Here is a 26,571-nt window from a genome sequence, read left to right as displayed (position 1 = left end):
CGGCGATCAGGCGCCGGAGGACTCCAGCACCACGGACGCCTCGGTGGTGAGCAGCAGGAAGGTGAAGGTCTCCTGCAGATAAAGCCGGACGTCGGTATCGGTATGGCTCAGATAGCCAATGGAAATGTCCTGGCCCAGATGCAGCGCAAAGTCGCCGCCGCGCGTGCTGAGCACCATGCCGCCTTGGATGGCCGGCGCCCATACGATCTCGCCATCGACCAGATGCTGGATATCCCGCAGCACGGGATATCCATCCTCCGTGGCGCCGCTGACCGAGGTGTAGGCCTTCTCGCCGAGCAACAGCGTGTACGGTCCGTTGACACCTGCGCGGCGCAACTGGCTCACGGCCTGCGCCACCGCCGCGGGATAGTTATCCACGTCGGAGGGAAGCGACATCACCGGGTTGCTGGTGCCTTGCCGGACACCTTGTATCCCTGCCGGGGCGTAACCTTCAAAGACGGCGTGATCTTCCGCAAGCGCCAGTTTCCGGGCAGCGTCTTTCAGCGGTTGCAGATCCGGATCGTTGGCGCCGCGCTCCACCGAGTCGATGGCCTGCCGTGACAGATCGAACGGCACACGAAGCTGCACGAGCGGCTTCACCTCGTGCTGTGCGGCCTGGACGCCGTCGCCGGGATGTTCAATGGGGCGCAGATGACCCGTGCCTATCGCGCCGCAGTCGGTGCCTGTGGGGCCGACTACATCCACCACGCGGCGCGCGGCCATATGGCGCTTGAGCGTGCGGGAGGCTTCTTCCTCGATAAGTGCCCACGCCTTTTCGGAGATCGGCGCAAGTTTCCGGTGAAGGTTATTCATGTGCTGACTCTCCTTTGAGCGAACCGATGCCGAGCGAACCATCGGAGGACGGCTTGCGAGATTCGGATGCTGTCACCGCTGCAGGTCCGTCCGATGACAGGCTGACTCCCGGTGGTGCGATGTCTTCCACTGAAACGTTTGCCAGAAACGTCGCCGACGGCACAAAGAACAGGGTGCCGGTGACGGGCCTGCTGTGATCGAGCAGCCGGTCGTAATTGCCCGGGGGGCGCCCGACGAACATATTGATGAGCATCTGCTCTATGCGGTGCGGCGATCGGGCATAGCCGATGAAATACGTGCCGAACTCGCCTTTGCCAGTATCGCCAAAGGGCATGTTGGCGCGAACGATCTCCAGTTCCTCGCCGTTCTCCACGATGCTCGTCAGTGCGTTGTGCGCATAGGACGGTTTCACCGCGTCGTCCAGCTCGATATCCGACAGCTTGGTCCTGCCGACAATCCGCTCCTGCTCCTCGACGGGCACCTTGTTCCAGCTCGGCATGTTGTGCAGATACTTCTGCACAATCACGTAGCTGCCACCGGCAAAGTCTGGGTCTTCGTCGCCGATAAGGGTGGCGTCGAGTGCATCCTGGTCCACCGGGTTCTCGGTGCCATCGACAAAGCCAATCAGATCGCGATCGTCGAAATACTTGAAGCCCTTCACTTCATCCGACGAAGCGACGGCGTCGCCGAGCTTCGCCATGATTTGCGTGGCGAGCTCAAAGCACAGATCCATCCGCGTGGCGCGAATGTGGAAGAGCAGGTCGCCCGGCGTGGAAACGGCGTGATGCACGCCTTTGATTTCACGGAACGGATGCAAATCCGCCGGTCTGGGTTGTTCGAATACGCGGTCCCAGGCATCCGAGCCAATCGCCATGACGCAAGACAGGCGGCCCTCGAGATCGCGGAATCCCACAGCACGCAAAAGCGCGGCAAGGTCGCCACACAGCGCCCGGACAGCGCGAGCATGTTGAGGCTCAGGCTTCAGCGTCACGACAAGAAAGATGGCGGCCGGTGTGAGTTTTGCCGTCACCGGCTGTGAAATTACAGAAGGCACGCGCGATCCCTCGTTCATGGTCTCACGTAGTTTAGGCACGGTTCCGTGGATTCCGAAAGCTCGTTCGCCCATGCGTCGATAAGCCCATGTCGACACGCAGGGCACCGTTGCACACATCCCTCATGCGTGAAGAGCACGACGACGAAGCACAACGCCAAGCCTGTCGCGAGAAAATCGTGACGATGAAGTCGGTGTTGATGGCATCGGTGTATGCCGATGCATTTCTGGCGGGATAGCTCAACGAATCGGGTCACTGCTACCGGAAGGTTGATTGCGTGTCAGGGCCATCCGTTATGCCCGCCGGTGACTTGGGGCGCGCCGTTTGTTCCATGGCCGACGCTCTGTGTTGTCGCCTGGTTCTGTCCGTCCGTAGGGAACGACTGACGTGGTCTGACCCCTGCTTTTCACGGTCCTTGACATTAGTGACATGTCGTAATATTATGATCGTAAGCTAACTTACTGAACCGTACCCGCCATGTCCGCCGTTGCTGAGCAGATCGTCGTTGAGCGATCCAAAAAGCGAGTTCTCAAGCCCCTGGTCGGCCTCGTCGCCGGGGTCGGTCTTGCTGTCTATGGGCTCCATTGGTGGAACTCGGGGCGCTTCGTCGAAGACACCGATGACGCCTACGTCGGCGGTGACACCACCGTGATCGGGTCGAAAGTTCCCGGTTACATCCAGTCGGTGGCGGTTGTCGATAATCAGGTGGTGCGCCAGGGCGATTTGTTGATCAAGATCGACGACCGCGACTACAAGGCTGCGGTCGCCCGGGCCGATGCCGCCGTCGAAGCGCAGCAGGCATCGCTTGGCAATCTGGATGCGCAGGCTCATTTGCAGGAGGCCGTGGTTTCCCAGGCACAGGCGACGCTGAGCGCCGCCAACGCCGAAGCCAAGCGATCGAAGCTGGACGATGCGCGCTACCGCGAACTGGCCGGCCGCGCCGCCGTGTCCATCGAGAGCGCCCAACGCGCCGAAGCCGATTTCGCTACGGCATCCGCTGCAACCGATCGTGCGATGGCGGCCGTGCAAGCGGCGCAGCGGCAGCTCGGCGTTATCGATACGCAGAAGCATCAGGTGCAAGCCGCACTCCTGCAGGCCAAGGCGGAGGCGGACATCGCCAGGCTCAACCTTTCCTATACGGAGCTGCGCGCACCGGTGGACGGTGCCGTGGGCAATCGCCGCGCCCGTGTGGGTGCGTATGCGGCCGCGGGAAGCCAGATGCTGGTGGTAGTGCCCGCCCACGGCTTATGGGTGGACGCCAATTTCAAGGAAGACCAACTTAAGCGCATGCACGTGGGTCAGGAAGTCGACGTGCGCGCGGATGTCATGCCAGATCGTGTCTTCAAGGGGCACGTGGCAAGCCTGGCTCCGGCGACCGGATCGCAGTTCAGTGTGTTGCCTCCCGAAAATGCCACGGGCAATTTCACCAAGATCGTCCAGCGCGTGCCCGTTCGCGTGGCGCTGGATGGCACCGATGGCGACCTTGGTGTGCTCCGCCCGGGTCTTTCGGTGACGGCCAAGATCAATACGAAAGCGCCATGAGCCCGGTCGCCCACCTGACCCCGGGGCAAAAGATCTTTGCTTTTGCCAGCATGTGCCTCGGTATGTTCATCGCGCTGCTGGACATCCAGATCGTGTCCGCGTCGCTGCGCGACATCGGTGGTGGCCTGTCAGCGGGTGCCGATGACACGGCCTGGGTGCAGACGGCTTATCTGATTGCCGAGATCGTCGTCATTCCCCTGTCCGGATGGTTGAGCCGCGTCTTCTCGACGCGCTGGCTATTCGCCGCTTCCGCCGCCGGTTTCACTGTGACGAGCCTGCTCTGCGGCGTGGCCTGGGACATCAAGAGCATCATTATTTTCCGCGCGGCCCAGGGGTTCCTTGGCGGCTCGATGATCCCGCTGGTGTTCACCACCGCGTTTGTGTTCTTCGATGGCAAGCAGCGCGTGGTTGCTGCGGCCACCATTGGCGCCATCGCGTCGGTAGCGCCCACGCTGGGGCCGACGCTGGGTGGATGGATTACCGACCACTATTCCTGGCACTGGCTCTTTTTCATCAACCTGCTGCCTGGCACGTTCGTGACGTTCGCGGTGCCGGCGCTGGTTAAGATCGATGAGCCCGACCTCCATCTGTTGAAGAAAGGCGACTGGGCCGGCATCACACTGATTGCACTGTTCCTTGGCTGCCTCGAATACACGCTGGAAGAAGGGCCGCGGTGGAACTGGCTGGAAGATTCGACCATTCGTACCACGGCCTGGATCAGCGCAATTGCAGGCGTGATGTTTATATGGCGAGGACTCACCGCCGAGCACCCTGTGGTTGACCTGCGCGCGCTGAAAGATCGCAACTTCGCCTTAGGTTGCTTCTTCTCGTTTGTCACCGGCATCGGCTTGTTCGGCACCATCTATCTGACGCCGCTGTTTCTCGGAAGAGTAGAGGGCTACAGCGCTCTCCAGATCGGACAGGCCGTGTTCTCGACCGGCGTGTTCCAGATCATGACCATTCCGCTGTATTCCTTCCTTGCCACGCGCGTCGACTTGCGCTGGATCCTCATGCTCGGGTTGGCGCTGTTCACCGTGTCGATGATCGAATTCACGCCGATCACGCATGACTGGGGCGGCCGTGAGCTGCTGTTTCCCCAGGCGCTGCGCGGCATGGCTCAGCAGATGGCGGTAGCGCCCACGGTGACACTGACCCTTGGCAGCCTGCCGCCGGCACGACTCAAGTTCGCGTCGGGATTGTTCAACCTGATGCGCAACCTCGGTGGCGCCATGGGCATCGCGGGATGCGAGACGGTGCTCAACGATCGTACCAATCTGCACTTCTTCCGCATGGCCGAACACCTGACGCCTGCGAACGAAACGATGAACGGCCTCTGGTCCGACCTCTCCGGCACCACAGAGGCGTCAGTCGCCGCGCTTAACCAGCTATGGCAACTGACCTATCGCGAGGCGTTGACGCTTACGTTCAGCGACGCCTTCTTCAGCATCATGCTTTGCTTTGCGGTCGCCACGGTCATGGTTCCGTTGATGCGCAAAGTCCAACCTCCAGCAGGACCCTCCGCCGATGCGCACTAAACTTCTCTTTGCCTTGCTAACCCTTGGTATGGCCGGCTGCACCGTCGGACCGGACTACGTGAAGCCGCAGCTGCCGACGCCCAGGACCTTCCACGAGACAACTACCCTGACGCCGCAAGCAGAAGCTGCGCCTGTGCCATTGGATACCTGGTGGACGGGATTCAAGGATCCGGAATTAGTGCGCATCATGGATCGCGTCATGGCGGAGAATCTCGACCTGGCGGCCTCTGCCGCACGCGTGGAGCAGGCACGTGCCGCTGCCCAGCACGCGCAGGCCGATCGTCTGCCGCAAGGCTCACTGGATGGGAGCATCACCAGAGAGCATCAGTCCGTGCTCAGCCCGCTGGGCAAGATAGCCAGCCATTCCCCGGGCTATGACCGTAACCAGACCTTGGCAGAGATCGGCGCGGGCGCGAGCTGGGAACTCGATCTCGCCGGTGGTCTGCGTCGCCAGGCGGAAGCCGCCGATGCCGAGTATCAGGCCGCTGAAGCGACGCACGCCGGTGTACGCGTGTCATTGGCGGCCGAAGCGGCCGATGCGTACTTCAGGGTGCGTGGGGCTCAGGCCCGCATTGCCATTGCCGAGGATCAGATTCACAACGAACAAGGCTTGCTCGACCTGGTGAGGTTGCGCAAGGAGCACGGTCTGGGCACAGCTCGCGAGACAGCACAGGCGGAAGCGCTCTTGCTGCAGGCTCAGGCCACCGTTCCACCACTGAAGATTGAACTGGAGACGCAACTCAATCGTCTCGACGTTTTGATGGGGGCTTCGCCCGGCACTTACGCTGCCGAGATTACGCCTGAAAACGGGGCGTTCGTGGTTCCCGCTATCGACACGGCCGAGGGGCCAGCGTCACTGTTTCGCCGCCGCCCGGACGTTATCGCCGCCGAGCGCGAGCTGGCGGCGAGCAATGCGCAGATCGGCGCGGCGCTGTCGCAGTACTACCCATCGTTCTCACTCTCCGCATTGCTTGGCTTCAGTTCGTTGAGCACCGGGAAGCTGTTCACGAGCTCGGCCTTCCAGCCTGCTGCAGCGCTTGGTTTGCACTGGCGGCTGTTCGACTTCGGGCGGGTAGACGCCGAGGTCAAGGGCGCCAAGGGCGCCAATGCGGAGGCGCTTGCGAAGTATCGCGGTTCGATACTGCGGGCAACGGAAGATGTTGAAGATGCCGTCGTCAACCTGACGCAACTCGACGCGCGACATGCCGTGCTTACGGACGAAGTGGCAGCGCATGTCCAGGCGCGGGATGCCGCGCAAGACGCCTATACCGGCGGCGCCGTCAGCTTGATCGAAGTATTGGATGAAGACCGCCAGCTGCTCGAGGCCCGCGATCTTCTTGCGCTCACCCATACCGACGAAGCGCGAGCGGCCGTTTCGGCGTTTCGCGCCCTTGGCGGTGGCTGGGATGCCCCGCAATCCTCCGCGGAACCGGTAGCATCGTTACATTGAGAGGAACACCCGATGAGATATTCAAGCAACCACAAGCAAGAGACACGCGAGCGCATCATTGAAACCGCAGCGCGAAGCTTTCGCGAGAAAGGTTTTGACGGTACCGGCGTGCAGGCGCTTATGGCGGATGCCGGGCTGACCAATGGCGCGTTCTACAATCACTTCGAGTCCAAGGAAGATTTGATCGCAGAGGCAATCGCAGCCGGACTCAGTCAGCGCCTCAAGGCCGTGCAGGAGCACATTGATGCGGGGCGTGGTGTTGAGGGTCATATCGACAGCTACCTGTCGGTGTCGCATCGCGACAACCCCGGCACGGGATGTCCCACCGCCACGCTGGCGGCCGAAGTGGCCCGCCATACCGATGAGGTGCGCCAATCGTTTACCGATGGGCTTGCTCAGTACCTTGAGCTGCTGGCGACGCAATGGCCTGATCTTTCCCACGAAGCGGCCATCGATCGCGCCATGGTGCTGTACAGCCTGATGTCAGGCACGATGCAGCTCGCGCGTGCCACACCCGACGATGCGTTGTCTCGCCGAATTCTGGATACAGGCAAGAAAGCCGCGATGGCCATGCTGACGGTCGCTCAAAGCGCCAAACGAAAGTGACTTCCAGGTGCCAGCCGTCGCTTGAACGCTGATCGTTCCGTCGGTTGGCCCGCCGAAGGTTGCCCCAAGCAGCCTAAGGTTACCCACTCAATCACATCCACTGCTTACGCTGGAGGCGATCATGCTCGCTGATGATCCCGTTGTTATCGTTTCCGCCGCTCGTACTCCCCTGGGCCGTTTTCAGGGAGCACTGTCTCAGCTTTCTGGTCACTCGTTGGGAAGCATCGCCATTCGTGCGGCGCTTGCCCGCGCAGGCGCCGCGCCAGAGTCTGTCGATGAAGTGCTGATGGGGTGTGTGCTGCCGGCAGGTCAGGGCCAGGCGCCGGCACGCCAGGCTGCACTCGGTGCAGGGTTGCCCGACAACACCGGCGCGACAACGGTCAATAAAGTTTGCGGTTCGGGCATGAAGGCGGTGATGTTGGCGCATGACCTGCTTGCTGCAGGTTCCGCAGAGGTCATTGTTGCTGGCGGCATGGAATCGATGTCGGGCGCCCCATATCTGTTGCCCAAGGCCAGGAGCGGATATCGGGTTGGGCACGACCAGATTTTCGATCACATGATGCTGGACGGCCTGGAGGATGCGTACGACAAGGGCCGCCCCATGGGCGATTTCGGTGAAATGGCAGCGGAGCGCTACGGGTTTGATCGCGCAGCGCAAGACGCCTGGGCGATCGAGACGTTGCAGCGGGCGAAGGCGGCGATCAGCGATCAGGCGTTTAGCGACGAGATCGTGCCCGTCGAGCTGACAGACCGGACGGGGACCCTCGTCATGAAAGACGACGAACACCCCCAAAAAGTATCCCCCGAAAAAATTCCGACCTTGAAGCCGGCATTTCGCGAGCAGGGCACCATCACGGCCGCCAGTGCTTCCGCGAATGCCGATGGTGCCGCGGCGTTGTTACTGACGCGGCGTTCGAAGGCCGAGGCAGCCGGTTGGCCCATACTGGCAGTCGTCAAAGGGCATGCCACCCATTCGCATGATCCAGCCTGGTACACGACGGCACCGGTACCCGCGATAAGGAAGTTGCTCGCCAAACTCGCGTGGTCCACGGAAAGCGTTGGCCTGTTCGAAATCAACGAGGCGTTTGCGGTGGTTCCCATGATCGCCGCCAAAGAGCTCGGCATCCCTCGCGAGAAGATCAACGTCAATGGCGGTGCGTGTGCCTTAGGCCATCCCATTGGCGCCACGGGCGCCCGACTGTTGGTGACCCTGGTTCATGCCATGCGGCGGTCAGGTGTTCAAGGCGGCGTCGCCTCGCTATGCATCGGTGGTGGAGAGGCCACGGCCGTCGCACTGGAGATACCCGCTTAAGAGTCGCTAACAAAACTACTGCGCGACCATCAGGCGGGCGCGTTCGGTGCTCGGAATCCTCATGTACGACCAGTACACTCCGGTTCCTGCGCGCCGCCCACGCCCACCTGACGGCCGCTCGCTACGCTTTGTTAGCGACTCTAAGCGCCGTCGACGACACCATGACGCATGCAAAGTGTAGGACACTTGTCGCAGGTGCCGGTTTCGCACCCTGACCGCTGAGGCTTGCGTTATGGATCGCCTGGATGCCATGAAGGTTTTCGTCGCGGCATTGGACGAAGGGAGTCTGGCTGGTGCCAGTCGCAAGACGGGGCGCTCCGCTGCCGCCGTGAGCCGCGCGGTCGCCTATCTTGAAGCGCATGTCGGGGTGCCGCTGCTGCACCGGACCACGCGATCCCTCAAGCTGAGCGAAGCGGGCGAACGTTACGCCGCTGCCTGTCGCAAGGTGCTGGCGGATCTGGAAGAGGCTGATCGCAACGCAGCGGGCGAGCGCTCCGTGCCGCGCGGCACGCTGACTATCACCTCGACCATGTTTGTGGGCGTGGAGATCCTGCGTCCCATCGTGGATGCTTTCATGGACGACTATCCCACGGTGAACGTGCGGCTCTATTTGTTGGAGCGGCCGGTCAACCTGATCGATGAAGGCATGGATCTGGCCTTGCGCGTGACGCCGCTGGCGGATTCGACGCTCGTTGCGCATCGCATCGGCGAATCGCGGCGCGTCCTGGTGGCGTCGCCGCGCTATCTCGCCACCCATCCGCGCATCAAAGAACCCGCGGATCTTGGCAAACACCAGATCATCGCCATGGCGCATCTGGGACAGGATTCGTGGACTTTTCCTCCATTGGACGGTTCCTCTGTGCCTCGTTCGGTGCCGTTCACGCCGCGACTCGTGGTGAACAACGTGCGCGGCGCCATTGCTTCGGCGGTGGACGGCCACGGCGTGACGCGACTGCTCGCTTACCACGTAGCACCCGAAATCAAACAGGGCTTGCTGCAAATCGTTCTTCCTGACGCGGAACCGGCGCCTCTGCCAGTGAATATCGTGACGCCCTATGGCCGGTTGGCCGTGCCCAAGGTGCGCGCCTTTGTCGACTTTGCGGTGCCGCGTTTGCGCGCGCGTTTTGCCGCCCTTGCGAAGGAGGCGGAAACACCGCCGGATAAGCCGATTCTTCCGCGCCGCGGAAGAATGTCTGCCGGATAGCGTGGATTCGCACAGCTGTCTTGCGCTCCTAAATTGGAGGTGTCGGCGCCACAGGCCCGATCAGCACACGCTGAACCACCTTCCAATCAAGAGCGAGACAGATCATGAGCAACCAGCAGAAAGTCGCCATCATTACCGGCGCATCCCAGGGTATCGGCGCAGGCCTGGTAAAGGCCTTCCGTGACCGTAACTATCGCGTTGTCGCCAACTCCCGTTCCATCAAAGCGTCCAGCGATCCCGACGTGTTGACCGTACCGGGCGACATCGCAGAGCGCGCCGTGGCAGAGCGCATCATCAAGGAAGCCCTTTCGCGCTTCGGCCGTATCGACACGCTGGTCAACAACGCCGGCATCTTCATGGCCAAGCCCTTCACAGCTTACACCGCGGAAGACTACGCCAATAACCTTTCGGTGAATGTCGCCGGCTTCTTCAACATCACCCAGCTCGCCATCGCGGAGATGGAAAAGCAGGGCAGCGGCCACGTCGTCAGTGTCACCACCAGCCTGGTCGATCACGCGATCGATGGTGTGCCGTCGGTGTTAGCCTCGCTCACCAAGGGTGGCCTGAATGCGGCTACCAAGTCGCTGGCCATCGAGTACGCCAAGCGTGGTGTGCGCGTCAACGCAGTCGCACCGGGCGTGATCAAGACGCCGATGCATGCACCGGAAACGCATGGTGCGCTGGCGGGGCTGCATCCGGTGGGTCGCATGGGCGACATCTCCGACATCGTGGACGCCGTGCTTTATCTCGATGGCGCCGGGTTCGTGACGGGCGAAATCCTGCACGTCGACGGCGGCCAGAGCGCCGGCCACTAAAACGAAATGGGGTGAGCGTCTTGCTCACCCCATTCCTTCGAGGAGAACGTCATGCCTATCGTCAACATCCAGATCACCCGTGAAGGATCGGGGCCGGGGCGCAGTGCGGCCACCGCTGAGGAAAAAGCCGCCCTGATCAAGGGTGTCAGCCAGCTGCTGCTCGACGTATTGCACAAGCCGCTGGACTCCACGTTCGTCGTCATTGAAGAAGTGGAGTTGGAGAACTGGGGGTGGGGTGGTCTGCCTGTCCCCGAACTGCGCAAACAGCGATCGAGTCAAAAGTAGCGGGTTCGGTTGCGTGGCGATGCCATGTAACCGCCAACCTCATAACACCGCGAGCATCGACGCCGCCTGCAGAGGTATCGGCGGGGTAGTTCGCGCCTGGAGTAGCAGAAATGTCAGCGACAGTGAACGTGCAGTCGTATGCCAGTAACCGGGCGAACGATCGCCCCGATTACGTAGAACGCAATGCCTTGTACTGGAAGCGCAACCTTGCGATCAGCGTGTTCGGGTCCTTCAGCACCGCGGTGAGCCTGACCCTGTTGTTGCCGTTCCTGCCGCTCTATGTGGAACAACTGGGCGTCAGTTCAAGCTCGGCTATCGTGCAATGGTCTGGTATCGCGTTCGGCGCGACGTTTCTTGGTACAGCCGTTACCTCACCGCTATGGGGACATTTGGCGGATAAGTACGGGCGAAAGCCCATGTTGGTGCGCGCGGCAATAGGTATGGCGGTGATGATGTCGCTCATCGGCACGGCGCACAGCGTGATCGAACTTGTGTTGCTGCGGCTGGTGGCAGGCCTGGTGGGTGGTTACGCTTCGGCCGCAACCGTCATGATTGGCACGCAAGTGCCGCGCGAGAAATCCGGCTGGGCCCTGGGTGTCTTGTCCATCGGCGCACTTTCAGGGGCGCTTATTGGGCCGTTGGTCGGTGGTTTTCTTCCGGGGCTCATCGGCATCCGCGGATCGTTCTTCGCAGGTGGCGCGGTCATCGCCGTGGCGGCGATAGTCACCATTCTGTTCGTCCGGGAGGATTTCGACCCCACCCTGGATTTCAAGACGCATGCCTTCTCGGGCAGCGCGCCAGCATCAGTCGATCGCGGCTTGCTGCTGACGCTACTGGTCACGGCGATGATGGTGCTGTTGGCGAACATGTCCATCGAGCCCATCATCACGGTCTACATAGGCGAGCTTGGCGTGCCCCGAGATCGCCTTGCACGCGTGGCAGGACTGGTCATGGCGATCTCCGCTTTCGGCAGCATGCTGACGGCGGCGCGTATAGGCGCGCTTGCCGATCGCATCGGCAGTAACAAGGTGATCGTCGGCAGCCTGTTGGCGACCGCCGCCATGATGCTTCCACAAGCCTTCGTCTCCCAATGGTGGCAGCTCGCGCTGTTGCGCGGGCTGATGGGGGTGACCATGGCCGGCCTGCTCCCTGCGGTGACCAAGCGCTTGCGACACGTAGTGGACGAAAGTAAGGCCGGAAAGGCCTTGGGCTACCTGCAATCAGCGCAATTTGCCGGGCAAGTGATAGGGCCGCTGATCGGCGGGCTAATCGGTGCCTGGGTGGGCTTGCATGCCGTGTTCCTTGTAACGGCAGGTTTATTGATGCTGTGCGCGTGGCTCAATCACCGACGTCCACCGCTACCACGATGCCAGAGTTGATCCAGTCAGCCAGCAAGCTGCCGGCACGGGAAACGCCATCCGTTTCACCAAGGTGTTCCACGACGACATCGCACATGGCGTTGAAGCTGCCATCGTAAAGTAGCGACAGCAAGGCAAGGTGTTCGATCGGGTCGGCCTTCCGCAGGAGTGATGAAAACGCGCGGCGCCAGACAATCACGCCGGCCTGTGCATCAAGCATCTCCGCTTCCACAGGCTCATCCTGTTCCTGCAACGCTGACCATACGTCGACGACGTTGGTGGTGATCAGTTGCTGGCGAAAGCTTGGTGTGAGGCGAAGACGCGCATGGTCCCAGTCGACGTCGCCAAGTTCATGGATGGCGATGCCGGTCGCGTCCGGCGCCACGAAGGATTCCGAAAGGGCCCATTCGATCCAGGCCAGTTCTTCGAGATCCGGGTTGTGCGGGTACATGACGCGCAGGGTCTGGCGGAAGTCCATGCCATAGTCGTCCAATGTCCAAGACGACGGCGGATGATGGTCTATGTGATGGACAGCGGCCGAAAGAAAGGCTTCATCACCCATCCTGCTCAGAAGCTGTGGGTAGCTGGCCCTGAGCACGCTCACCAGTTGGGAGCGATAGTTGTTCTGGTAAGCCGCAAGCCCCAGCGATGAGGCGAGTTGGCGTTGAAGCGGCGCGCCGTCATCTGCGTTGACCAGCCACTGCTGAAAATCCCGTTGCATGTCGGCGAGCATCATGCGGCCTCCTGCAGCGGGTAATTGCGTTGCCGTAGCTGGCGGGCAATGTTGAGTTCGTCCAGCAAGTCGGAAAGCGGCGGAATGGCATCGTCGCGTTCGATCATGGTGGCTACGGGGCCAAGCATGGACGCGGCCTTTGCATACAGCGCCCACACGTCCATGCCCACCGGCTGGTCATGCGTGTCGATCAGCATGTCTTCGCCCTTGGCGTGGCCTGCGAGGTGGATCTGGCGCACGCGCTCAGAGGGGATGCCGCGCAAGTAGGCGTCCGCGTCCCAACCATGGTTTTGGGCGCTGACGAAAATATTGTTGATGTCGAGCAACAGGCCGCAGCCCGTGCGCCGGGTCATTTCGTTGAGGAACTCCCACTCCGTCATGGTGGACGCGGAGAAGGTGACGTAACTCGACGGATTCTCAAACAGCATCGGCCTGCCGATGGCCTCCTGAGCGGCCTGAATGTTGCGGCAGACGACGACCAGCGTTTCCTCGGTGTAGGGCAGGGGCAGCAGGTCGTGCGAATTGAAGTGTGCGAAGCGCGACCAGCTCAGATGGTCCGATACAAACAAGGGGTCGATGCGATCGACCAGCGTGCGGAGGCGGCGCAGATACGCCGGCTTCAATCCATCCGCCGAGCCAATGGACATCGACACGCCGTGAAGCGCGACCGGATGGCGCTCGCGCACGCGGCGCAAAATATCCAGGGGCTGGCCGCCATCGACCATGAAGTTCTCGGAGATCACTTCCACGAAATCGACAGGCACATCGGTTTCAAGAAAGTCGCGGTAATGCTCTCGGCGCAGGCCGAGCCCATAACCGGAAAAAGTGGGGAGCGAGACGGACATGGCGGTACTCCTGGGCAAGGGAATGGCGCTGGACCCGCACGGTGCGGGTCCAGCCAGGCGATCACTTCGGCTCGGTCAGCGTGCCGCCGGCGGCGACGCAGGCGCTCGGCGTCTTGACGACGACGCCCTGGCCCTTGCAATCATTGAGGCCCTTGCAGTCGTGCTTGGCGGTCGCGCAGAGGCTTTCGCCCTTGCAGGTGTTGACGCCATAGCAGCGGGTCACCTGTTCTTTCTGCGTCGACTGGTCGGCGGCGTGCGCAGCGCCGTTGAGCGAGGCGAGAGCGAGGGCAACGACGGCGGCTGCGGCGGCGAAGCTGCTGCGGGACTTGGTGGCGATAGTGGTCATGAGTGGTTTTCCTGTACGTGTGGGGTTTTGGTTTGAACGGGGTGGAATGGTGCGGCGTTACTTCAGGCTTTTCGCCGCGTTCTCGATCACTTGTGCAACCTGTTCCGGCTGCGACATGTAGACGAGGTGGCTGCCCTTGATCTCGGTGACTTTGGAACCGGCACGCTGATACATCGAGCGCTGGAGATCGGGGCTGTAGAAGTGGTCTTCGGTCGCGACCACGGCCCAGCTCGGCTTGTTCTTCCAGGCAGCGGCCTCGGTAACGGCGGCAAGCGCGGCGGTCGTTCCGGGCACCTGTGAAATGGCCAGGAAGTTGGTGCGGTTGGTGGTCAGGTCAGCGCCGAGGTCTGCGCCAAAATTCTTCTCGTTGACGTAGCTGAAGCCATCCCAGGACGCCTGAATGTCGTTGCTGGGTTCGGGCATGGAGTTGAGAAGAATGTTGACGCTTTCGCCCTTGCTCGGGGCGACGGCGGCCACATAGACGAGGCCTTTCACCTTGTCGCGAACGCCAGCCTCGGTGATCACGGCGCCGCCGTAGTCACTGCCTACCAGCAGGGTGGGGCCGCTTTCTTTGCGCAGCTGCCGCTCGACGGCTTCAACATCGTTGCTCAGCGTGTCGATGCGTGGCTGCACGACGTGTACGGAATAACCCTTGTGGATAAGGATGTCGTGTACGACGTGCCAGCCCGAACCGTCGACGAAGGCGCCGGGGACGATGACGATGTTCTTGACGCCTTCGGGTACGGCGTCAGCGGCAAACGCGGGGGCGGTCGATGCCAGCGCGAGCAGCAATAAACTCAATGGCTTTCGCATGATGTTTCCTGATGGGGTGATGTCGATGGAGAGGGTGGGGCGTTGCAGCGGTCAGCGCTGCAGCAACCTGTTGCGGCGGAAGTAGTCGAGAGACCACGTGCCACCGCCGCGAACCACGAGCGGCAGCAACAGACCGGCCCAGCTCAGGTGCGTCGGCCATGCATCCGGATAGACGAAGATCTCGATGACCGTGGTCATGCCTAGCAAGGCGAAGGCAGACAGTCGGGTGAACAGCCCGAGTACCAGCAGCACGGGAAAGAGGTGTTCCGCGCCCGTGGCCAGACGTGCGGCGATGTCCGATGGAATCAGCGGCAACGCATACTCACTGGCGAATAGCTGGTAAGTCGACGATTTGATCGTCAGCAAGCCTTCCACCTTGGTGCGGCCCGACTGGAAGAACACTGCCGCGATGCCCAGTCGCGCGACGAGCAGTAGCAGGGATTCCGGAACCAGGCGAGTCAACCCGCCGGTGGCTGGTCTGACCGCCACCGGAATTGACGCAGCGCTCGCTTCGGACGACGTGATCACGACTTGGCCTCAAGCGTGCCGTGGCCCTTGGGCGTCTTGATGGTCGTGCAGGTGCCCTTGTCGACCAGTACCCAGGCATTGCCCTGGAAGTCGGCCTTGGCGGTGCCGGCGCAGGTCGTGCCCGGGCCGGCGGCGCAATCGTTCTTGCCGGCCTGTGCAACGCCATAGCATTTCTCCATGGGCTTCTTGGCGTCCTCGGCGTGGCCGGCGGCAGCGAAGCAGGCAAGGCTAAGTGCGAAGGTGGCGGCCAATGCCGCGCGGGTGCTCTTCATGATGGTTTCCTCGAATAAGTGGGGGCTTGTCGTGAGCGCGGCTCAGACAACGGTGATGACAACGTCGATGTTTCCGCGCGTCGCCTTGGAGTAGGGGCAGGTCTTATGGGCGAGATCGACCAGCGTCTCGGCCACGGCGCGATCCAGTCCGGGCAGGCTCACGTTGAGACGGGCCTGGAGGAAGTAGCCCTTCTCCGGCGTATTGCCCAGATCGATTTCTGTATCGACGGAGGCATCGGCCGGGAAGCGGGCGCCCACGGCCTGGGCCGCCTTCTGCATGGCGCCGATGAAGCAGGCAGACCAGCCCGCAGCAAGCAACTGCTCAGGGTTGGTGCCGGCGCCGTCGGAGCCCGGTACAGAGAGCTTGATGTCCAGGCGGTTGTCGCTGCTGCGCGATGCGCCGTTGCGGCCGCCGGTGGTGTGGGTCTTGCCCGTGTAGAGAATGGTGTTGTTCTGAGACATGGTGGTTTCCTCTGAGTTGGGCCATTCGTACCGATGCGGTGACGAGGTGCTGGCCGGTGTGCATAGGAAACCGTCGTGGCGTATCCCGTGTGTGTCGCCGCAGGCATCAAAAGGCATCGCAATGTGTAGATGGCGGGGTGGGATACGTTCCGATACAAAGACACCCATCCACCGTCGCCAGCGGGGGGCATGGCGTTTGTACAAACAGATACAAAAAGCCGATGGCGCGGACACGCCCGGGACAAGTGAGGAGCGCTTCATACACTTCAGTGCGGTGCGTTGTGGTACCGCCCCTATCTCACGAGGCAAGAACCATGATTTCTTTGCGGACGATGGCGGCTGCGGTCGTCATAGCTGGCGCGCTGGCGGCTTCCTGGCCGGGCGCCTGGAGCGGGGTTAACGCCAAGGAGGTGACGACGCCAGCGCCGGCACCTCACCTCGCCGGTGCCACCCGTTGGCTCAATTCGCCACCTCTGACGATCGACGGCCTGCACGGCAAGGTGGTGCTGGTCGAGTTCTGGGCGCGGGAGTGCATCAACTGCATCCACGTGCTGCCGCATACCAAGGCGCTGTATGACAAGTACGCCAAGGATGGGCTGGTGGTGGTAGGCGTGCACACGCCGGAGTATGACGAAGAGCGGGACGTGGCCAGCCTGCAGAAGGCCATGCGCCAGTTCCAGATCGACTGGCCGGTGGCGGTGGATAATGATTACCGCATCTGGAATGCCTACCGTAACCAATACTGGCCGGCCATCTATCTGATCGATCGCAACGGCCGTCTGGTATACAGCCATTTTGGCGAAGGCAACTACGATGAAACCGAGTCGCAGGTTCGCCAGTTGCTGGAACAGGCACCCTAACGCGTCAACGCAAGGCCAGGAATAAGCGCATGGATCATGTTGAGAACATTCTCGTCGTCGATGACGACCACGATATCCGCACGGGTGTGGTCGATTACCTGCGCAAGAATGGATTGCGCGCCAGTGCGGCGGTGGATGGCCGCGACATGTTTGCTCAGCTCGAGGCGTCCGCCTTCGATCTCGTGGTGCTCGACATCATGATGCCGGGCGATGATGGTCTCGTGCTTTGCCGCACGTTGCGGGGTGGTAAGCATCGCGCCATGCCGATCCTGCTGCTGACGGCGCGCGATGATGAAACCGATCGCATCATCGGTCTGGAAATGGGTGCGGACGACTATGTGGTAAAGCCGTTCTCGCCGCGCGAACTGCTGGCCCGCATCAAGGCCGTGATCCGCCGCACGCACATGTTGCCGCCCAACCTGCGCGTGACCGAGACCAGCGACACCATCTCGTTTGGCCGCTGGCGCCTCAATACCACGGCACGTCATCTGATGGACGAAGACGGCACCATCGTCGCGCTGAGCGGCGCCGAGTTTCGTCTGCTGCGGGTGTTTCTGGATCATCCGCAGCGCGTACTGTCGAGAGATCAGCTGCTCAACCTGACCCAGGGCCGCGATGCGGAGTTGTTTGACCGCTCCATCGACCTGCTGGTGAGTCGCCTGCGCACGCGCCTGGGCGACGGGGCGAAAGAACAGTCGTATATCAAGACGGTACGCAGCGAGGGTTACGTGTTCTCCATGCCAGTCACCGTGCACGGAACCCCGACATGAGCCGTGGGGTATCGCGTTGGCTGCCGCGCAGCATGGCGTCACGTCTTTATTTGATCATCCTTGCCGGCCTCATGCTGGCGCAGGGGCTTTCGCTCGCGTTGGTGCTGTACGAGCGTTATGAAAGCACCACGGCGGTGATGCTCAATACCGTGGAGCACGATGTAGGCACGTCGGTGGCCGTGCTCGATCGATTGCCCGCCGCAGAACGCGCAAGCTGGCTGGGTCGGTTGCAGCGTGACAACTACCGCTACCTGCTTGGCCCGGGACAAGCGGGCACGCCCTTGATCTCGGAACGCTCGCGCGAGGTGACGCACCGGATCGAGAAAGAAGTCGGCCCTGATTTCCACGTGCATGCCGACGCCATCTCCATTCAGCCGGAACGCTACCAGGTGCATTTCACCCTGCACGACGGCACGCCGCTGACGCTGGAGATCACGCCCCGCCTGACGCCCATCGCCCGCTGGCTGCCGTTTGTGCTCGTGCTGCAGGTACTGCTGCTGTTGCTGAGCGCCTGGCTGGCGGTGCGGCTGGCAACCCGGCCACTGACCCGTCTCGCCGAGGCGGCCGAAGCGATGACGCCGACGGTGGATGGGCCGCGAATGAGCGAGGAAGGCCCCACCGAAGTCGCTCAGGCCGCGGTGGCCTTCAACACCATGCAGGAGCGCATCGGACGTCACCTGAAAGAACGCCTGCATATCCTGGCGTCAATTTCCCATGATCTGCAGACACCGATCACGCGCATGCGTCTTCGCGCTGAATCGCTCGACGAGGGCGAGGAGCGTCAGAAGATTCTCGGTGACCTGAAGGCGATGGAACACCTCGTGCGCGAAGGCGTTGCCTATGCGCGCAGCGCGCACGGCGGCGCAGAGACACCGGTGCGCGTCGACGTTGCTGCACTGCTGGAAAGCATGGTGTTCGACTATCAGGATGTCGGCCGCCCGGTATCGCTGTCAGCCACCGTCAGTGGCACCGCCATGCTTCGCCAGCAGGCGCTGAAGCGCGTGCTTGGCAACCTGATCGACAACGCAATCAAGTATGGCGGTGCAGCCGAAGTCAGCGCCTGGCGGGATACCCGGGGCGCCTTGTGCATCGGCGTCTCCGACCGCGGGCCGGGCATTCCCGAAGGTGAACTGGAGCAGGTGCTGCAACCGTTCTACCGGCTGGAGGCATCGCGAAACCGCGATACCGGCGGCGCAGGCCTCGGCCTTGCGATTGCCGCGCAGTTGACGCGTTCCATCGGCGGGGAACTGACCCTGGCCAATCGCGAAGGCGGTGGTCTCATGGCGACCATCGTTTTGCCGTAACCGGCTCTCGTCAGGCGGCGTGCGGCGTCTCGCTTTCGGTCAGCTCGTCATCCTGTCCTTGGGATGCCCTGCGCCGCATCGCCTGCGGCGGTTGCCCGAACGCACGGAGGAAGGCGCGGCGCATGCGTTCGCGATCTGCAAAGCCGACTTCCCGGGCGACGACTTCGATGGGGTGGCGGGTCTGCTCCATCATCAGGCGTGCCGCTTCCACACGCAGATGTTCCACGGCTTTGGCGGGTGACTGACCGGTTTCGGCAGTGAACGCACGACTGAACTGCCGCGGGCTGAGATTCGCCGCCGACGCCAGTTCCTCGACGGTGAGGGCGGCGCGCAGATGGCTTTTGGCGTAGGCCAGCGCGCTCTGGATGCGATCCGATTTGGGCTCCAGCTCAAGCAGAGCTGAAAACTGCGACTGGCCGCCCGAGCGGCGGTGATAAACGACCAGCTTCTGCGCCACCGAGTGCGCAACATCGGCGCCCAGATCCTTCTCGACCATGGCGAGCGCGAGATCGATGCCCGCGCTCATACCGGCGGACGTCCATAGCTGGCCATCGATGATGAAGATGCGGTCTTCTTCCACCTTCACCCTGGGGTAGAGCTTCTTGAATTGCTGCGCGAGCAGCCAGTGGGTGGTGGCGCGGCGTTGGTCGAGCAAACCCGCTTCGGCAAGCAGGAAGGCGCCAGTGCAGATGGCTGCGACACGCCGCGACGATGCGGGCGCTTCGCGAATGAAATTCAGCAAACGCGGCGTGGATGGCGGGATGCCTACGCCACCGCCCACCATCAGCGTATCGAACGGCTGCCGATCGAAGGCTTCGGTGTCGATGGTCATGCCGAACGAACTGGGAATCTGTCCGCCGTTTTCAGACAGATGGCAAACGTCGTAACGGGCTTGCCCCACCGTGAGGTTGGCGAACTCAAAGGCCGACGTGGCCGCCAGGCTCATCGCCTGAAAGCCCGGGTAGACCACAAAACCTATGCGCTGCATGGCCGCCTCCGAAGATGGCATAAAAGGTGGCATACATGACATTTAAGTCCAAACTCGCCGGACATACAACTACCGCCAGACGCCGGCATTCCGCCGGTATGCGGGAGCAATCGATATGAGCAGCTTTAGCAAGGGCACCGCCCTGATTACGGGCGCATCCACCGGCATTGGTGCGGTATACGCCGACCGGCTGGCGCGCCGTGGTTATGACCTGATTCTGGTAGCGCGCAACCGCGAGCGCCTTGGCGAACTCGCACGCCGCCTTGCCGACGCTACGGGACGCACCATCCAGACCTTTCCCGCCGATTTGAACAACCCGGCTGAGTTGGCCGAGGTGGAAAAGCTGCTGCGCACCGATCGCAGCATTTCCATGCTGGTCAACAACGCGGGCGTCGCCTCGGTGTCGCCCTTGCTTGAAGGCGACGTGGAGCGCATGAGTGACATCATTTCGCTCAACGTCACCGCGCTGACCCGGCTTACCTATGCGGCGGTCCCCGGCATGATCGAGCGCGGTGGCAGCGCCGTCATCAACATCGCATCCGTCGTGGCGGTGGCCCCGGAGCTGCTCAACGGTGTGTACGGCGGAAGCAAAGCGTATGTGCTGGCGTTCACGCGCTCGTTGCATCACGAACTGGCAGAGCGCGGCCTGCGCGTGCAAGCCGTGCTGCCAGGTGCCACCGCTACCGAGTTTTGGGATGTGGCGGGCCGCCCGGTGAGTGACTTGCCTTCGGCCATTGTCATGTCCGCAGAGAACATGGTGGACGCCGCGCTCGCAGGATTTGATCAGGGTGAAGTCTTCACCGTTCCCGCCTTGCCAGACGCAGCGGACTGGCGTTCGTACGAAGACTCGCGAGAGAAGCTGCTACCCAATCTCTCTCGGTCGGAGCCCGCCGCACGCTACCTGGTGGGATAGTCGGCATCGCGCGCTGTCCGCGAGCGCGGGCAGCGCCATAGTCCGTGTTCTTAAGTACCCGACCGCATAGGGGCTGCAAATTCAGGAAAGGGCGCGTCGATCCGTTTAAAAACAGGTATTTATCATCGAGTGATGGTGGTCAGCGCCGGCTTTCGGCGCTGCACTCATCACATCCTTCCGCCACCCCCACCCAAGTAGGGGGGGGCTTCCGCGACCATCGGCGCGAATCTAGGCTATCCGGAAGCTACCACTGGTGGCCTCAGGGGGCGGGGGAGAGAGGCATCGCATGCGTGTCCTGGCTTCGCGCGTCCAGCGTTTGCACGGGGCCGGCCATCGTGATTTCTCGTTGAGAGACTCGCCACGCCGGTGAGGCACGTCATTGGGCGCCCAGGCGAGACGTACACGAGCGTGATGCTTCGAAAACCGGACACAACATCATCAAGGCAGGCCTATGCCAAGCAGGCTGCGTATGCGGCATGTGGAATCGACACGGGTAGCCCCGTTTGCATCGTTATCCGGCAATATCTGTTGATGTGCGGAGATGGCTACATCCATGAAAGATAGCGTGCAATCCAACACCGCTGGCATGACGTTCAAGTCGCTGCGCGTGGCTGTCCTGGAGGACGATCCCGAACTGCGGGAGGCCATTCTCCTGCCGGGCCTGCGCGATTTCGGTTTTGAAGTGACTGCAGCCGGCACGGCGGCAGAGCTGTATCGGCATATGGTGAAGAACGCCTTCGACATGGTGGTGCTCGATATGGGCTTGCCCGACGAGGACGGCCTTAGCGTGGTTCGCCATCTGCAAGAGCTACCCGATCTTGGCATCGTGATGCTTACGGGCAGCCATTCACGCAACGATCGGGTGCGCGCGCTCCGCGAAGGTGCCGACGCTTACCTGGCCAAACCCGCCGATATTGAAGTGCTGGCGGCAACGCTGCACAGCCTTTCCCGCCGGATACGCAGGCGCGCTGCGCCGGAGGTGGCGCCCGAGAAAGTGGCGGACGCCCATGCGCGCTGGCATCTGGATACCGATGGCTGGTGCCTGGTCTCCCCCAGGGGCCAGGTCATCGCCCTTAGCGCGCCGGAACGCCGCCTGCTCCGCACGCTGATAGCGGAGGCTGGTGCACCGGTCGATCGAGAGGCGCTGATTGCCCTGGTTACCAAGGATGTCTACAACTTCGATCCTCATCGGCTGGACATGATGATCCATCGCCTGCGTCGGAAGATAAGCAAGTGCACCGACGAGGCCGTGCCGCTACTCACGGCGCGCGGCAGTGGGTACATTTTCGTAGCAGAGATGCAGCACTGAGCGCCCTGATGTGGACTAGTCCACCGATCCCGTCGTTGTCATTTAGCCGTCTGCTTCTCCCATGAGGAAGGGCAGCAAAGGTTCAGACGGATAGGTGCTGTTCCGCGTGTGCCACGTCCGCATTGGGTAGGCGGATGCGGAAATAAGTGCCTCGCCCGGGCGAGCTCCTAACGTCGATGCGGCCACCCGCGTCCTCGACCAGATCCTTCACCACGGCCAGCCCAAGCCCGGTACCGCTGCCCGGCGGCTTGGTGGTGTAGAAGGCGTCGAACATGCGTGATTTCACCTCTTCCGACACACCGTGTCCGCTATCCATCAGCGTGATCTCGATGAGTTCGGCAGGGCGTTGCTTGCATGGGCGAGCGCCCAGCCGAAAGTGTCCGCCTTCGGGCATCGCATCGCGGGCGTTGGCCGCCATGTTGAAGATCACCAGTTCGAACTGCGAACGGTCGAAACGAATAGGCAGAGGCCCTTCGCTCACCGCCAGACTTACGCGCACGTTGGCCTCGAACAGTTGGCAGACCATGGGCAGTAGCTCGTGCAGTGCTTCGCCGGCGCTGAAGACTTCCAGTTCGGTGGGCTCCTGACGGCTGAAACTCAGCAGGCGACTGGTGATGGCCAGGCCTCGCCGGGCCGCCATTTCCACGCCTTGCAGGGCGTTTAGCAGAGCCTCAGGCCCACTGTCGGCAAGCCGCTCGCGGCGCTGCGCATAACCCAGAATCACCCCGAGCACGTTGGAGAAATCGTGAGCCACGCCACCGGCGACTCGCCCAACCGTCTCCAGCTTTTGGGCATGGATCAACAACTGTTGGGCACGGGCTCGATCTTCCATCTCGCGGTGCAACCGCTCATTGGACACCTGCAGCATTCGCCCGCGTTCGTTGGACTCGGCCAGGCTTTCGCGCAGGCTGGCGATGGTGCGATCGAGCACGATGGCCACGATCACGTAGCCGAGCACCGTCGATTCCTGCCTGCTCAAGGCCAATGCCACGCCGCCTTGCCCCCCTTGCTTCAGGACATCCGACGCGATGCCAATGGCGAATACCACCATCAGCAGCGTAAACACCGTCCATAGTGCACGTCGGCCAAGGGCCAGCCCGCTCATGCCGAGCAAAAGCAGTGGTAACGGATCGCTTGCCAGCCGCTTCTGGCCGATCACCGCATAGGCGCACATGGCCAAAAAGAGCATGACCCCAAGAAACCAGCGGACGGCCAGCCGGAAGTGCCCGACGCGGACAAGATAAAGGCACGTCCAGGCAGCCGTCGTGAGCAGTACGTCGGTGAGTATGTCGACGACCAGCACGGGCAAGCTCAAGCTGTGCCAAAGCGAACCGAAGCACAGCAGGATCACCTTGTTGATCGGCCAAAACAAACCCATGCCAATCAGCAGCACCTGCACGAAAGGTGCATTGCGCCGGTCCACGGGATCCGTCACCGGGGCCCGGGTTAGCCATTCATCTATGGCACGCCAAACCTTTTTGATCACTGCGCCCCTCGCATCGCGACCTCTCGCCCGACAGTTGTCGCATGAGCTTGTTCCGTGAGCAACAGCCACGTTGCGTGAGCAACTGCAATGTTGCGTGAACTTGGGAAATTCATGAAACATTTCGTGGAAAAGCGTGCGTGACTCCAAAGCCCAAATAGCGAATTGTCTCCTCGGGGACATTGCAGGACGCTGGACATCTTGACGTCCATACACCGCCGAATGGCAATGGGGATTGCCAGGGGCGGGGATTGCAGTGCCACGCGAACGTGACCGACGGCCAACGCCGGTCATCGCGTCGGCATTCAACGGGGGGTTTTAGCTGAACGAGTTGGACAACTGGCCCTGGAGCAAATCGCTCCAGCGGACAGGTGTTGCCTCTGAATTGCCCCAGGTCGATGGCGAGGGGCTGGCTGTCGGCATGGGGAGGCGCGGGGAGGCGCAAGTAAACGGATGCATCCGACCGGTGTGTCGCGTCCGTCATGGTCTCGTCGGCCATGAGTGCGTCCCTCTCGCTCCGCGAGATGTTGTTGTTTGTGCTTTGCGTACGCGCCTGACGGCGCATGTCAAAACCGAGGCAGCCGCCGGCAAAAGCGCCGCGGGGCCTTCCATCTTTTTTGGGGATTAAAGATGTTGAGTCGCATACAGAAGCTGAAATCGGGTGTCGAGTCCTGCAACAAGGCGTTGCTGCCCTTGGCCCTGGCCCTGGCGGTGAGTTCGATGAGTGGCCACGCTGCCACCGCGTGGGCGCCTACTACGACGCATGCCGCCTTGCTGAAAGACCAGTCGACTTCGGTCACCGGCATGAGCAGCGCCGGTGCCTCGGCCACCACTTACCGGATCAACGCGCACGGCAAACCCGCCGTGAAGGCGCAGGTCTCGGCGCTGGACAGCGCCAAGCTGCTGCATGTGGCCGTGAGCCTCAACCTGCATAACGCCGACCAGCTGCAGGCCTTCAACAAGAGCGTGAACACGCAGGGCAGCGCCAACTACCACCACTTCCTCACCCCGGCTCAGTTCAAGGCGGCTTACTCGCCCACCGACGCCGAAGTGCAGTCTGTTGTGACGCACCTGCAACAGTCGGGCTTCACCAACATCACGGTGTCGCCGAACAACACGCTGGTGTTCGCGGACGGCAATGCCGCAGCCGTGAGCACGGCCTTCAATGTGTCGATGAAGTCGTACACCGAGAACGGCAAGCTTCACTTCGCCAATGACAGCGACGCCATGGTGCCGCAGGCGTTGAGCGGCATTGTCGGTTCGGTGACCGGCCTGCAGAACGTCAGCGTGAGGCATCCGCACAACATCCTCGGCGCACAGGTTTCCCCGCTGGCCGAGACGGGCACGCAGAGCGGCACGCAGACCAGCCCGACCAACATTTTGCACTCGCCCACGCAGTTTCCGCTGATTTATGACGGCGAGAACACGCCGACCGGATACAACACCACGGTGGGCATCATCACCTGGGGCGACCTGACCCAGACGCTGGCCGACCTGAATACGATGACGACGGTGAATGGCATGAATCCCGTCAACGCGACGGTCGTGCAGGTGCCGCTCGGCACCGCGAAGGACTTCTCCGATGACTCCGGCGGTGACGTCGAATGGTGTCTGGATTCGCAGACCATCATCGGCACGTCCGGCGGGGTCAAGCAGCTGGTGTTCTACACGGCGGCCAACGGCAAGTTGGGACCTCAGGACGAAGAGCTGACCGATGCCGGCATCAGCGCCGCCTTCAACAAGGCGGTTACCGATAACATCGCCAAGATCATCAACGTGTCGCTGGGCGGAGACGAGACGGCTCAAAACCAGTCGGGCGTCCAGGCAGCGGATGACAAGATTTTTGCCCAGGCCGTGGCGCAGGGTCAGACCTTCTCGGTCTCGTCCGGTGACCAGGGCGTGTACACCGCGACCGGTGGCGATTTCGAAAGCAACGCAGGCGTGGTACTGCCGGCACCGTTCAGCCTCAGCACCTATTCGTCGAGCGAGCCGGCGACGTCGCCCAACGTGATCGCCGTGGGTGGCACGGAGCTGACCACCAATGGCGTCGCCTGGGCGGGCGAAGTTACCTGGAACGACGGCATTGCCGATGCCGGCGACGGCAACAATCGCGTCTGGGCCACCGGCGGTGGCTACAGCGCGTTCGAAACGGCACCGGCATGGCAGGTCACGACGCTGGGAGCAACCGCGCGCCAGCTACCCGACATCGCATTTGACGCATCGTCGTATACCGGCGCCATCATTTATGTCGGCGGCCAGAAGAATGGCGTCGGCGGCACCAGCCTCGCTTCGCCGATTTTCGTCGGCGTGTTTGCGCGTGCACAAACCTACGCCAACAACTCGATCGGCTTCCCGGCCAGCAACATGTACCGGGATTTTCCGAACAATCCGCAGGTGCTGCATGACGTGACCTCGGGCAACAACGGCGTGACGCTTGCCGGCACCACCTACGGCTACAACGCCGGAACGGGCTGGGACCTCACCACGGGCTTTGGCTCGCTCGACATCAATGCCTTCAACCAGCTGGCCTACACCTGGGGTGACGGCACCCCGCCGACGGGCACGCCGCCGCCGCCGTCGGTCACCGCGCTGACCAACAATGTTGCGGTCACCACGCAGGGCAACCCCGGTCTGGCTCAGCAGTTCACGCTGAACGTGCCGGCTGGCAAAACCACGCTGACCTTCCGCACGTCGGGCGGCTCGGGTGACGTCACCCTGTATGAAAAGTTCGGTAGCCCTGCCAGCGCATCGTCCTACGACCACGTGTCGGCGCACGCGGGCACCAACACGGAAGCCATCACGATCCGAGCCCCTGCCGCGGGTACTTACTACCTGACGGTCACGGGCGGAAATGCCGTGTTCACCGGCGTCAGCGTGCTGGGCACCGCGCAGTAAGCCGCCGGGCGCCTGCCCGAACTGCCAGGAGCCCGGCCAAGTCTGGGCTCCTGGCAAGTGGACTTTCTTTCCGACCAG

At 62.2% G+C, this 26,571-nt stretch carries 26 protein-coding genes and 1 other RNA gene; 16 read left to right on the top strand and 11 right to left on the bottom strand.

From position 1 onward, the window contains the following. Positions 1-6: 6 nt before the first annotated feature. Positions 7-813, bottom strand: a complete 807-nt coding sequence (locus OQE56_RS19815; protein WP_267226775.1) for a family 1 encapsulin nanocompartment shell protein — start codon at positions 811-813, stop codon at positions 7-9. Further along, entirely contained in the window at positions 806-1,963 is a 1,158-nt protein-coding gene (locus OQE56_RS19810) for a Dyp-type peroxidase (protein WP_267226773.1), read from the bottom strand. Before OQE56_RS19810 ends, OQE56_RS19815 begins: the two co-directional genes overlap by 8 nt. A gap of 379 nt (positions 1,964-2,342) precedes the next feature. On the opposite strand from OQE56_RS19810, the gene OQE56_RS19805 reads away from it, so the two are divergent. The 10 genes from OQE56_RS19805 (at position 2,343) to OQE56_RS19760 (ending at position 11,993) form a co-directional block, all read left to right on the top strand. Then, positions 2,343-3,407 (top strand): HlyD family secretion protein, encoded by a 1,065-nt coding sequence (locus OQE56_RS19805; RefSeq protein WP_267226771.1) that lies wholly within the window; start codon positions 2,343-2,345, stop codon positions 3,405-3,407. Then, the gene (locus OQE56_RS19800) at positions 3,404-4,942 is read left to right on the top strand and encodes a DHA2 family efflux MFS transporter permease subunit (RefSeq protein WP_267226770.1); all 1,539 of its coding nucleotides are present in this window, start codon (positions 3,404-3,406) and stop codon (positions 4,940-4,942) included. The genes OQE56_RS19805 and OQE56_RS19800 overlap by 4 nt, the downstream gene beginning before the upstream one ends. Continuing rightward, the gene (locus OQE56_RS19795; protein WP_267226768.1) at positions 4,932-6,392 is read left to right on the top strand and encodes an efflux transporter outer membrane subunit; all 1,461 of its coding nucleotides are present in this window, start codon (positions 4,932-4,934) and stop codon (positions 6,390-6,392) included. The genes OQE56_RS19800 and OQE56_RS19795 overlap by 11 nt, the downstream gene beginning before the upstream one ends. A 12-nt stretch (positions 6,393-6,404) precedes the next feature. After that, entirely contained in the window at positions 6,405-6,998 is a 594-nt protein-coding gene (locus OQE56_RS19790) for a TetR/AcrR family transcriptional regulator (protein WP_267226767.1), read from the top strand. Positions 6,999-7,119: 121 nt separating this feature from the next. After that, positions 7,120-8,310, top strand: a complete 1,191-nt coding sequence (locus tag OQE56_RS19785) for an acetyl-CoA C-acyltransferase (protein WP_267226765.1) — start codon at positions 7,120-7,122, stop codon at positions 8,308-8,310. A 61-nt stretch (positions 8,311-8,371) separates the two neighbouring features. Further along, positions 8,372-8,447, top strand: a non-coding RNA gene (locus tag OQE56_RS19780) — sX9 sRNA. A 95-nt stretch (positions 8,448-8,542) separates the two neighbouring features. Continuing rightward, on the top strand, positions 8,543-9,514 hold the full coding sequence (locus OQE56_RS19775) for a LysR family transcriptional regulator (RefSeq protein WP_267226763.1): 972 nt from the start codon (positions 8,543-8,545) through the stop codon (positions 9,512-9,514). 104 nt (positions 9,515-9,618) lie between these two features. Then, positions 9,619-10,329, top strand: a complete 711-nt coding sequence (locus OQE56_RS19770) for an SDR family NAD(P)-dependent oxidoreductase (protein WP_267226761.1) — start codon at positions 9,619-9,621, stop codon at positions 10,327-10,329. A gap of 51 nt (positions 10,330-10,380) precedes the next feature. Next, a complete protein-coding gene (locus OQE56_RS19765; RefSeq protein ID WP_267226759.1) occupies positions 10,381-10,614 on the top strand; it encodes a tautomerase family protein in 234 nt (77 codons plus the stop codon). A 110-nt stretch (positions 10,615-10,724) separates the two neighbouring features. Continuing rightward, on the top strand, positions 10,725-11,993 hold the full coding sequence (locus tag OQE56_RS19760; protein ID WP_267226758.1) for an MFS transporter: 1,269 nt from the start codon (positions 10,725-10,727) through the stop codon (positions 11,991-11,993). Here the strand turns inward: OQE56_RS19760 and OQE56_RS19755 are convergent. The 7 genes from OQE56_RS19755 to OQE56_RS19725 form a co-directional block, all read right to left on the bottom strand. Then, complete coding sequence (locus tag OQE56_RS19755; protein WP_267226756.1) at positions 11,953-12,708, bottom strand: HvfC/BufC N-terminal domain-containing protein; 756 nt, start codon at positions 12,706-12,708, stop codon at positions 11,953-11,955. The two genes, OQE56_RS19760 and OQE56_RS19755, sit on opposite strands and share 41 nt — an antisense overlap. Continuing rightward, on the bottom strand, positions 12,705-13,550 hold the full coding sequence (gene bufB / locus OQE56_RS19750) for an MNIO family bufferin maturase (protein WP_267226754.1): 846 nt from the start codon (positions 13,548-13,550) through the stop codon (positions 12,705-12,707). Before bufB ends, OQE56_RS19755 begins: the two co-directional genes overlap by 4 nt. Positions 13,551-13,611: 61 nt before the next feature. After that, positions 13,612-13,896, bottom strand: a complete 285-nt coding sequence (bufA2, locus tag OQE56_RS19745) for a BufA2 family periplasmic bufferin-type metallophore (protein WP_267226753.1) — start codon at positions 13,894-13,896, stop codon at positions 13,612-13,614. Between the two features lie 57 nt (positions 13,897-13,953). After that, positions 13,954-14,709, bottom strand: a complete 756-nt coding sequence (locus OQE56_RS19740; RefSeq protein ID WP_267226752.1) for an alpha/beta fold hydrolase — start codon at positions 14,707-14,709, stop codon at positions 13,954-13,956. Positions 14,710-14,760: 51 nt separating this feature from the next. After that, on the bottom strand, positions 14,761-15,237 hold the full coding sequence (locus OQE56_RS19735) for a DoxX family protein (protein ID WP_267226751.1): 477 nt from the start codon (positions 15,235-15,237) through the stop codon (positions 14,761-14,763). After that, positions 15,234-15,509 (bottom strand): BufA1 family periplasmic bufferin-type metallophore, encoded by a 276-nt coding sequence (locus tag OQE56_RS19730; protein WP_267226749.1) that lies wholly within the window; start codon positions 15,507-15,509, stop codon positions 15,234-15,236. Before OQE56_RS19730 ends, OQE56_RS19735 begins: the two co-directional genes overlap by 4 nt. Positions 15,510-15,551: 42 nt before the next feature. Beyond that, positions 15,552-15,971 (bottom strand): organic hydroperoxide resistance protein, encoded by a 420-nt coding sequence (locus OQE56_RS19725; protein ID WP_267226747.1) that lies wholly within the window; start codon positions 15,969-15,971, stop codon positions 15,552-15,554. Positions 15,972-16,285: 314 nt separating this feature from the next. Here OQE56_RS19725 and OQE56_RS19720 point away from each other — a divergent pair, with 314 nt between their 5' ends. From OQE56_RS19720 to OQE56_RS19710, 3 genes are read left to right on the top strand one after another with little or no spacing between them, the layout of a single operon-like run. After that, positions 16,286-16,831, top strand: coding sequence for a redoxin domain-containing protein (locus tag OQE56_RS19720; RefSeq protein ID WP_267226746.1), 546 nt, complete (start codon positions 16,286-16,288; stop codon positions 16,829-16,831). Positions 16,832-16,860: 29 nt separating this feature from the next. Then, entirely contained in the window at positions 16,861-17,601 is a 741-nt protein-coding gene (locus OQE56_RS19715; protein ID WP_267226745.1) for a response regulator, read from the top strand. Beyond that, the gene (locus OQE56_RS19710) at positions 17,598-18,905 is read left to right on the top strand and encodes a sensor histidine kinase (RefSeq protein ID WP_267226743.1); all 1,308 of its coding nucleotides are present in this window, start codon (positions 17,598-17,600) and stop codon (positions 18,903-18,905) included. Before OQE56_RS19715 ends, OQE56_RS19710 begins: the two co-directional genes overlap by 4 nt. 10 nt (positions 18,906-18,915) lie before the next feature. Here the strand turns inward: OQE56_RS19710 and OQE56_RS19705 are convergent, their stop codons facing one another. Continuing rightward, complete coding sequence (locus OQE56_RS19705) at positions 18,916-19,893, bottom strand: GlxA family transcriptional regulator (RefSeq protein WP_267226741.1); 978 nt, start codon at positions 19,891-19,893, stop codon at positions 18,916-18,918. A 115-nt stretch (positions 19,894-20,008) separates the two neighbouring features. Here OQE56_RS19705 and OQE56_RS19700 point away from each other — a divergent pair, with 115 nt between their 5' ends. Continuing rightward, on the top strand, positions 20,009-20,806 hold the full coding sequence (locus OQE56_RS19700; protein WP_267226740.1) for an SDR family NAD(P)-dependent oxidoreductase: 798 nt from the start codon (positions 20,009-20,011) through the stop codon (positions 20,804-20,806). A gap of 553 nt (positions 20,807-21,359) precedes the next feature. Further along, positions 21,360-22,115, top strand: a complete 756-nt coding sequence (locus tag OQE56_RS19695) for a response regulator transcription factor (RefSeq protein WP_267226738.1) — start codon at positions 21,360-21,362, stop codon at positions 22,113-22,115. 82 nt (positions 22,116-22,197) lie between these two features. Here the strand turns inward: OQE56_RS19695 and OQE56_RS19690 are convergent, their stop codons facing one another. Continuing rightward, the gene (locus tag OQE56_RS19690; protein ID WP_267226736.1) at positions 22,198-23,538 is read right to left on the bottom strand and encodes a sensor histidine kinase; all 1,341 of its coding nucleotides are present in this window, start codon (positions 23,536-23,538) and stop codon (positions 22,198-22,200) included. 690 nt (positions 23,539-24,228) lie between these two features. Here OQE56_RS19690 and OQE56_RS19685 point away from each other — a divergent pair. Beyond that, entirely contained in the window at positions 24,229-26,493 is a 2,265-nt protein-coding gene (locus OQE56_RS19685; RefSeq protein WP_267226734.1) for a protease pro-enzyme activation domain-containing protein, read from the top strand. Positions 26,494-26,571: the final 78 nt, after the last annotated feature.

Origin of the sequence: Dyella silvae (assembly GCF_026421305.1) — a bacterium.
Classification (GTDB): Bacteria; Pseudomonadota; Gammaproteobacteria; order Xanthomonadales; family Rhodanobacteraceae; genus Dyella; species Dyella silvae.
Note: the sequence above shows the minus strand (reverse complement) of the source record. Positions and strands in the feature narration are given on the sequence as shown.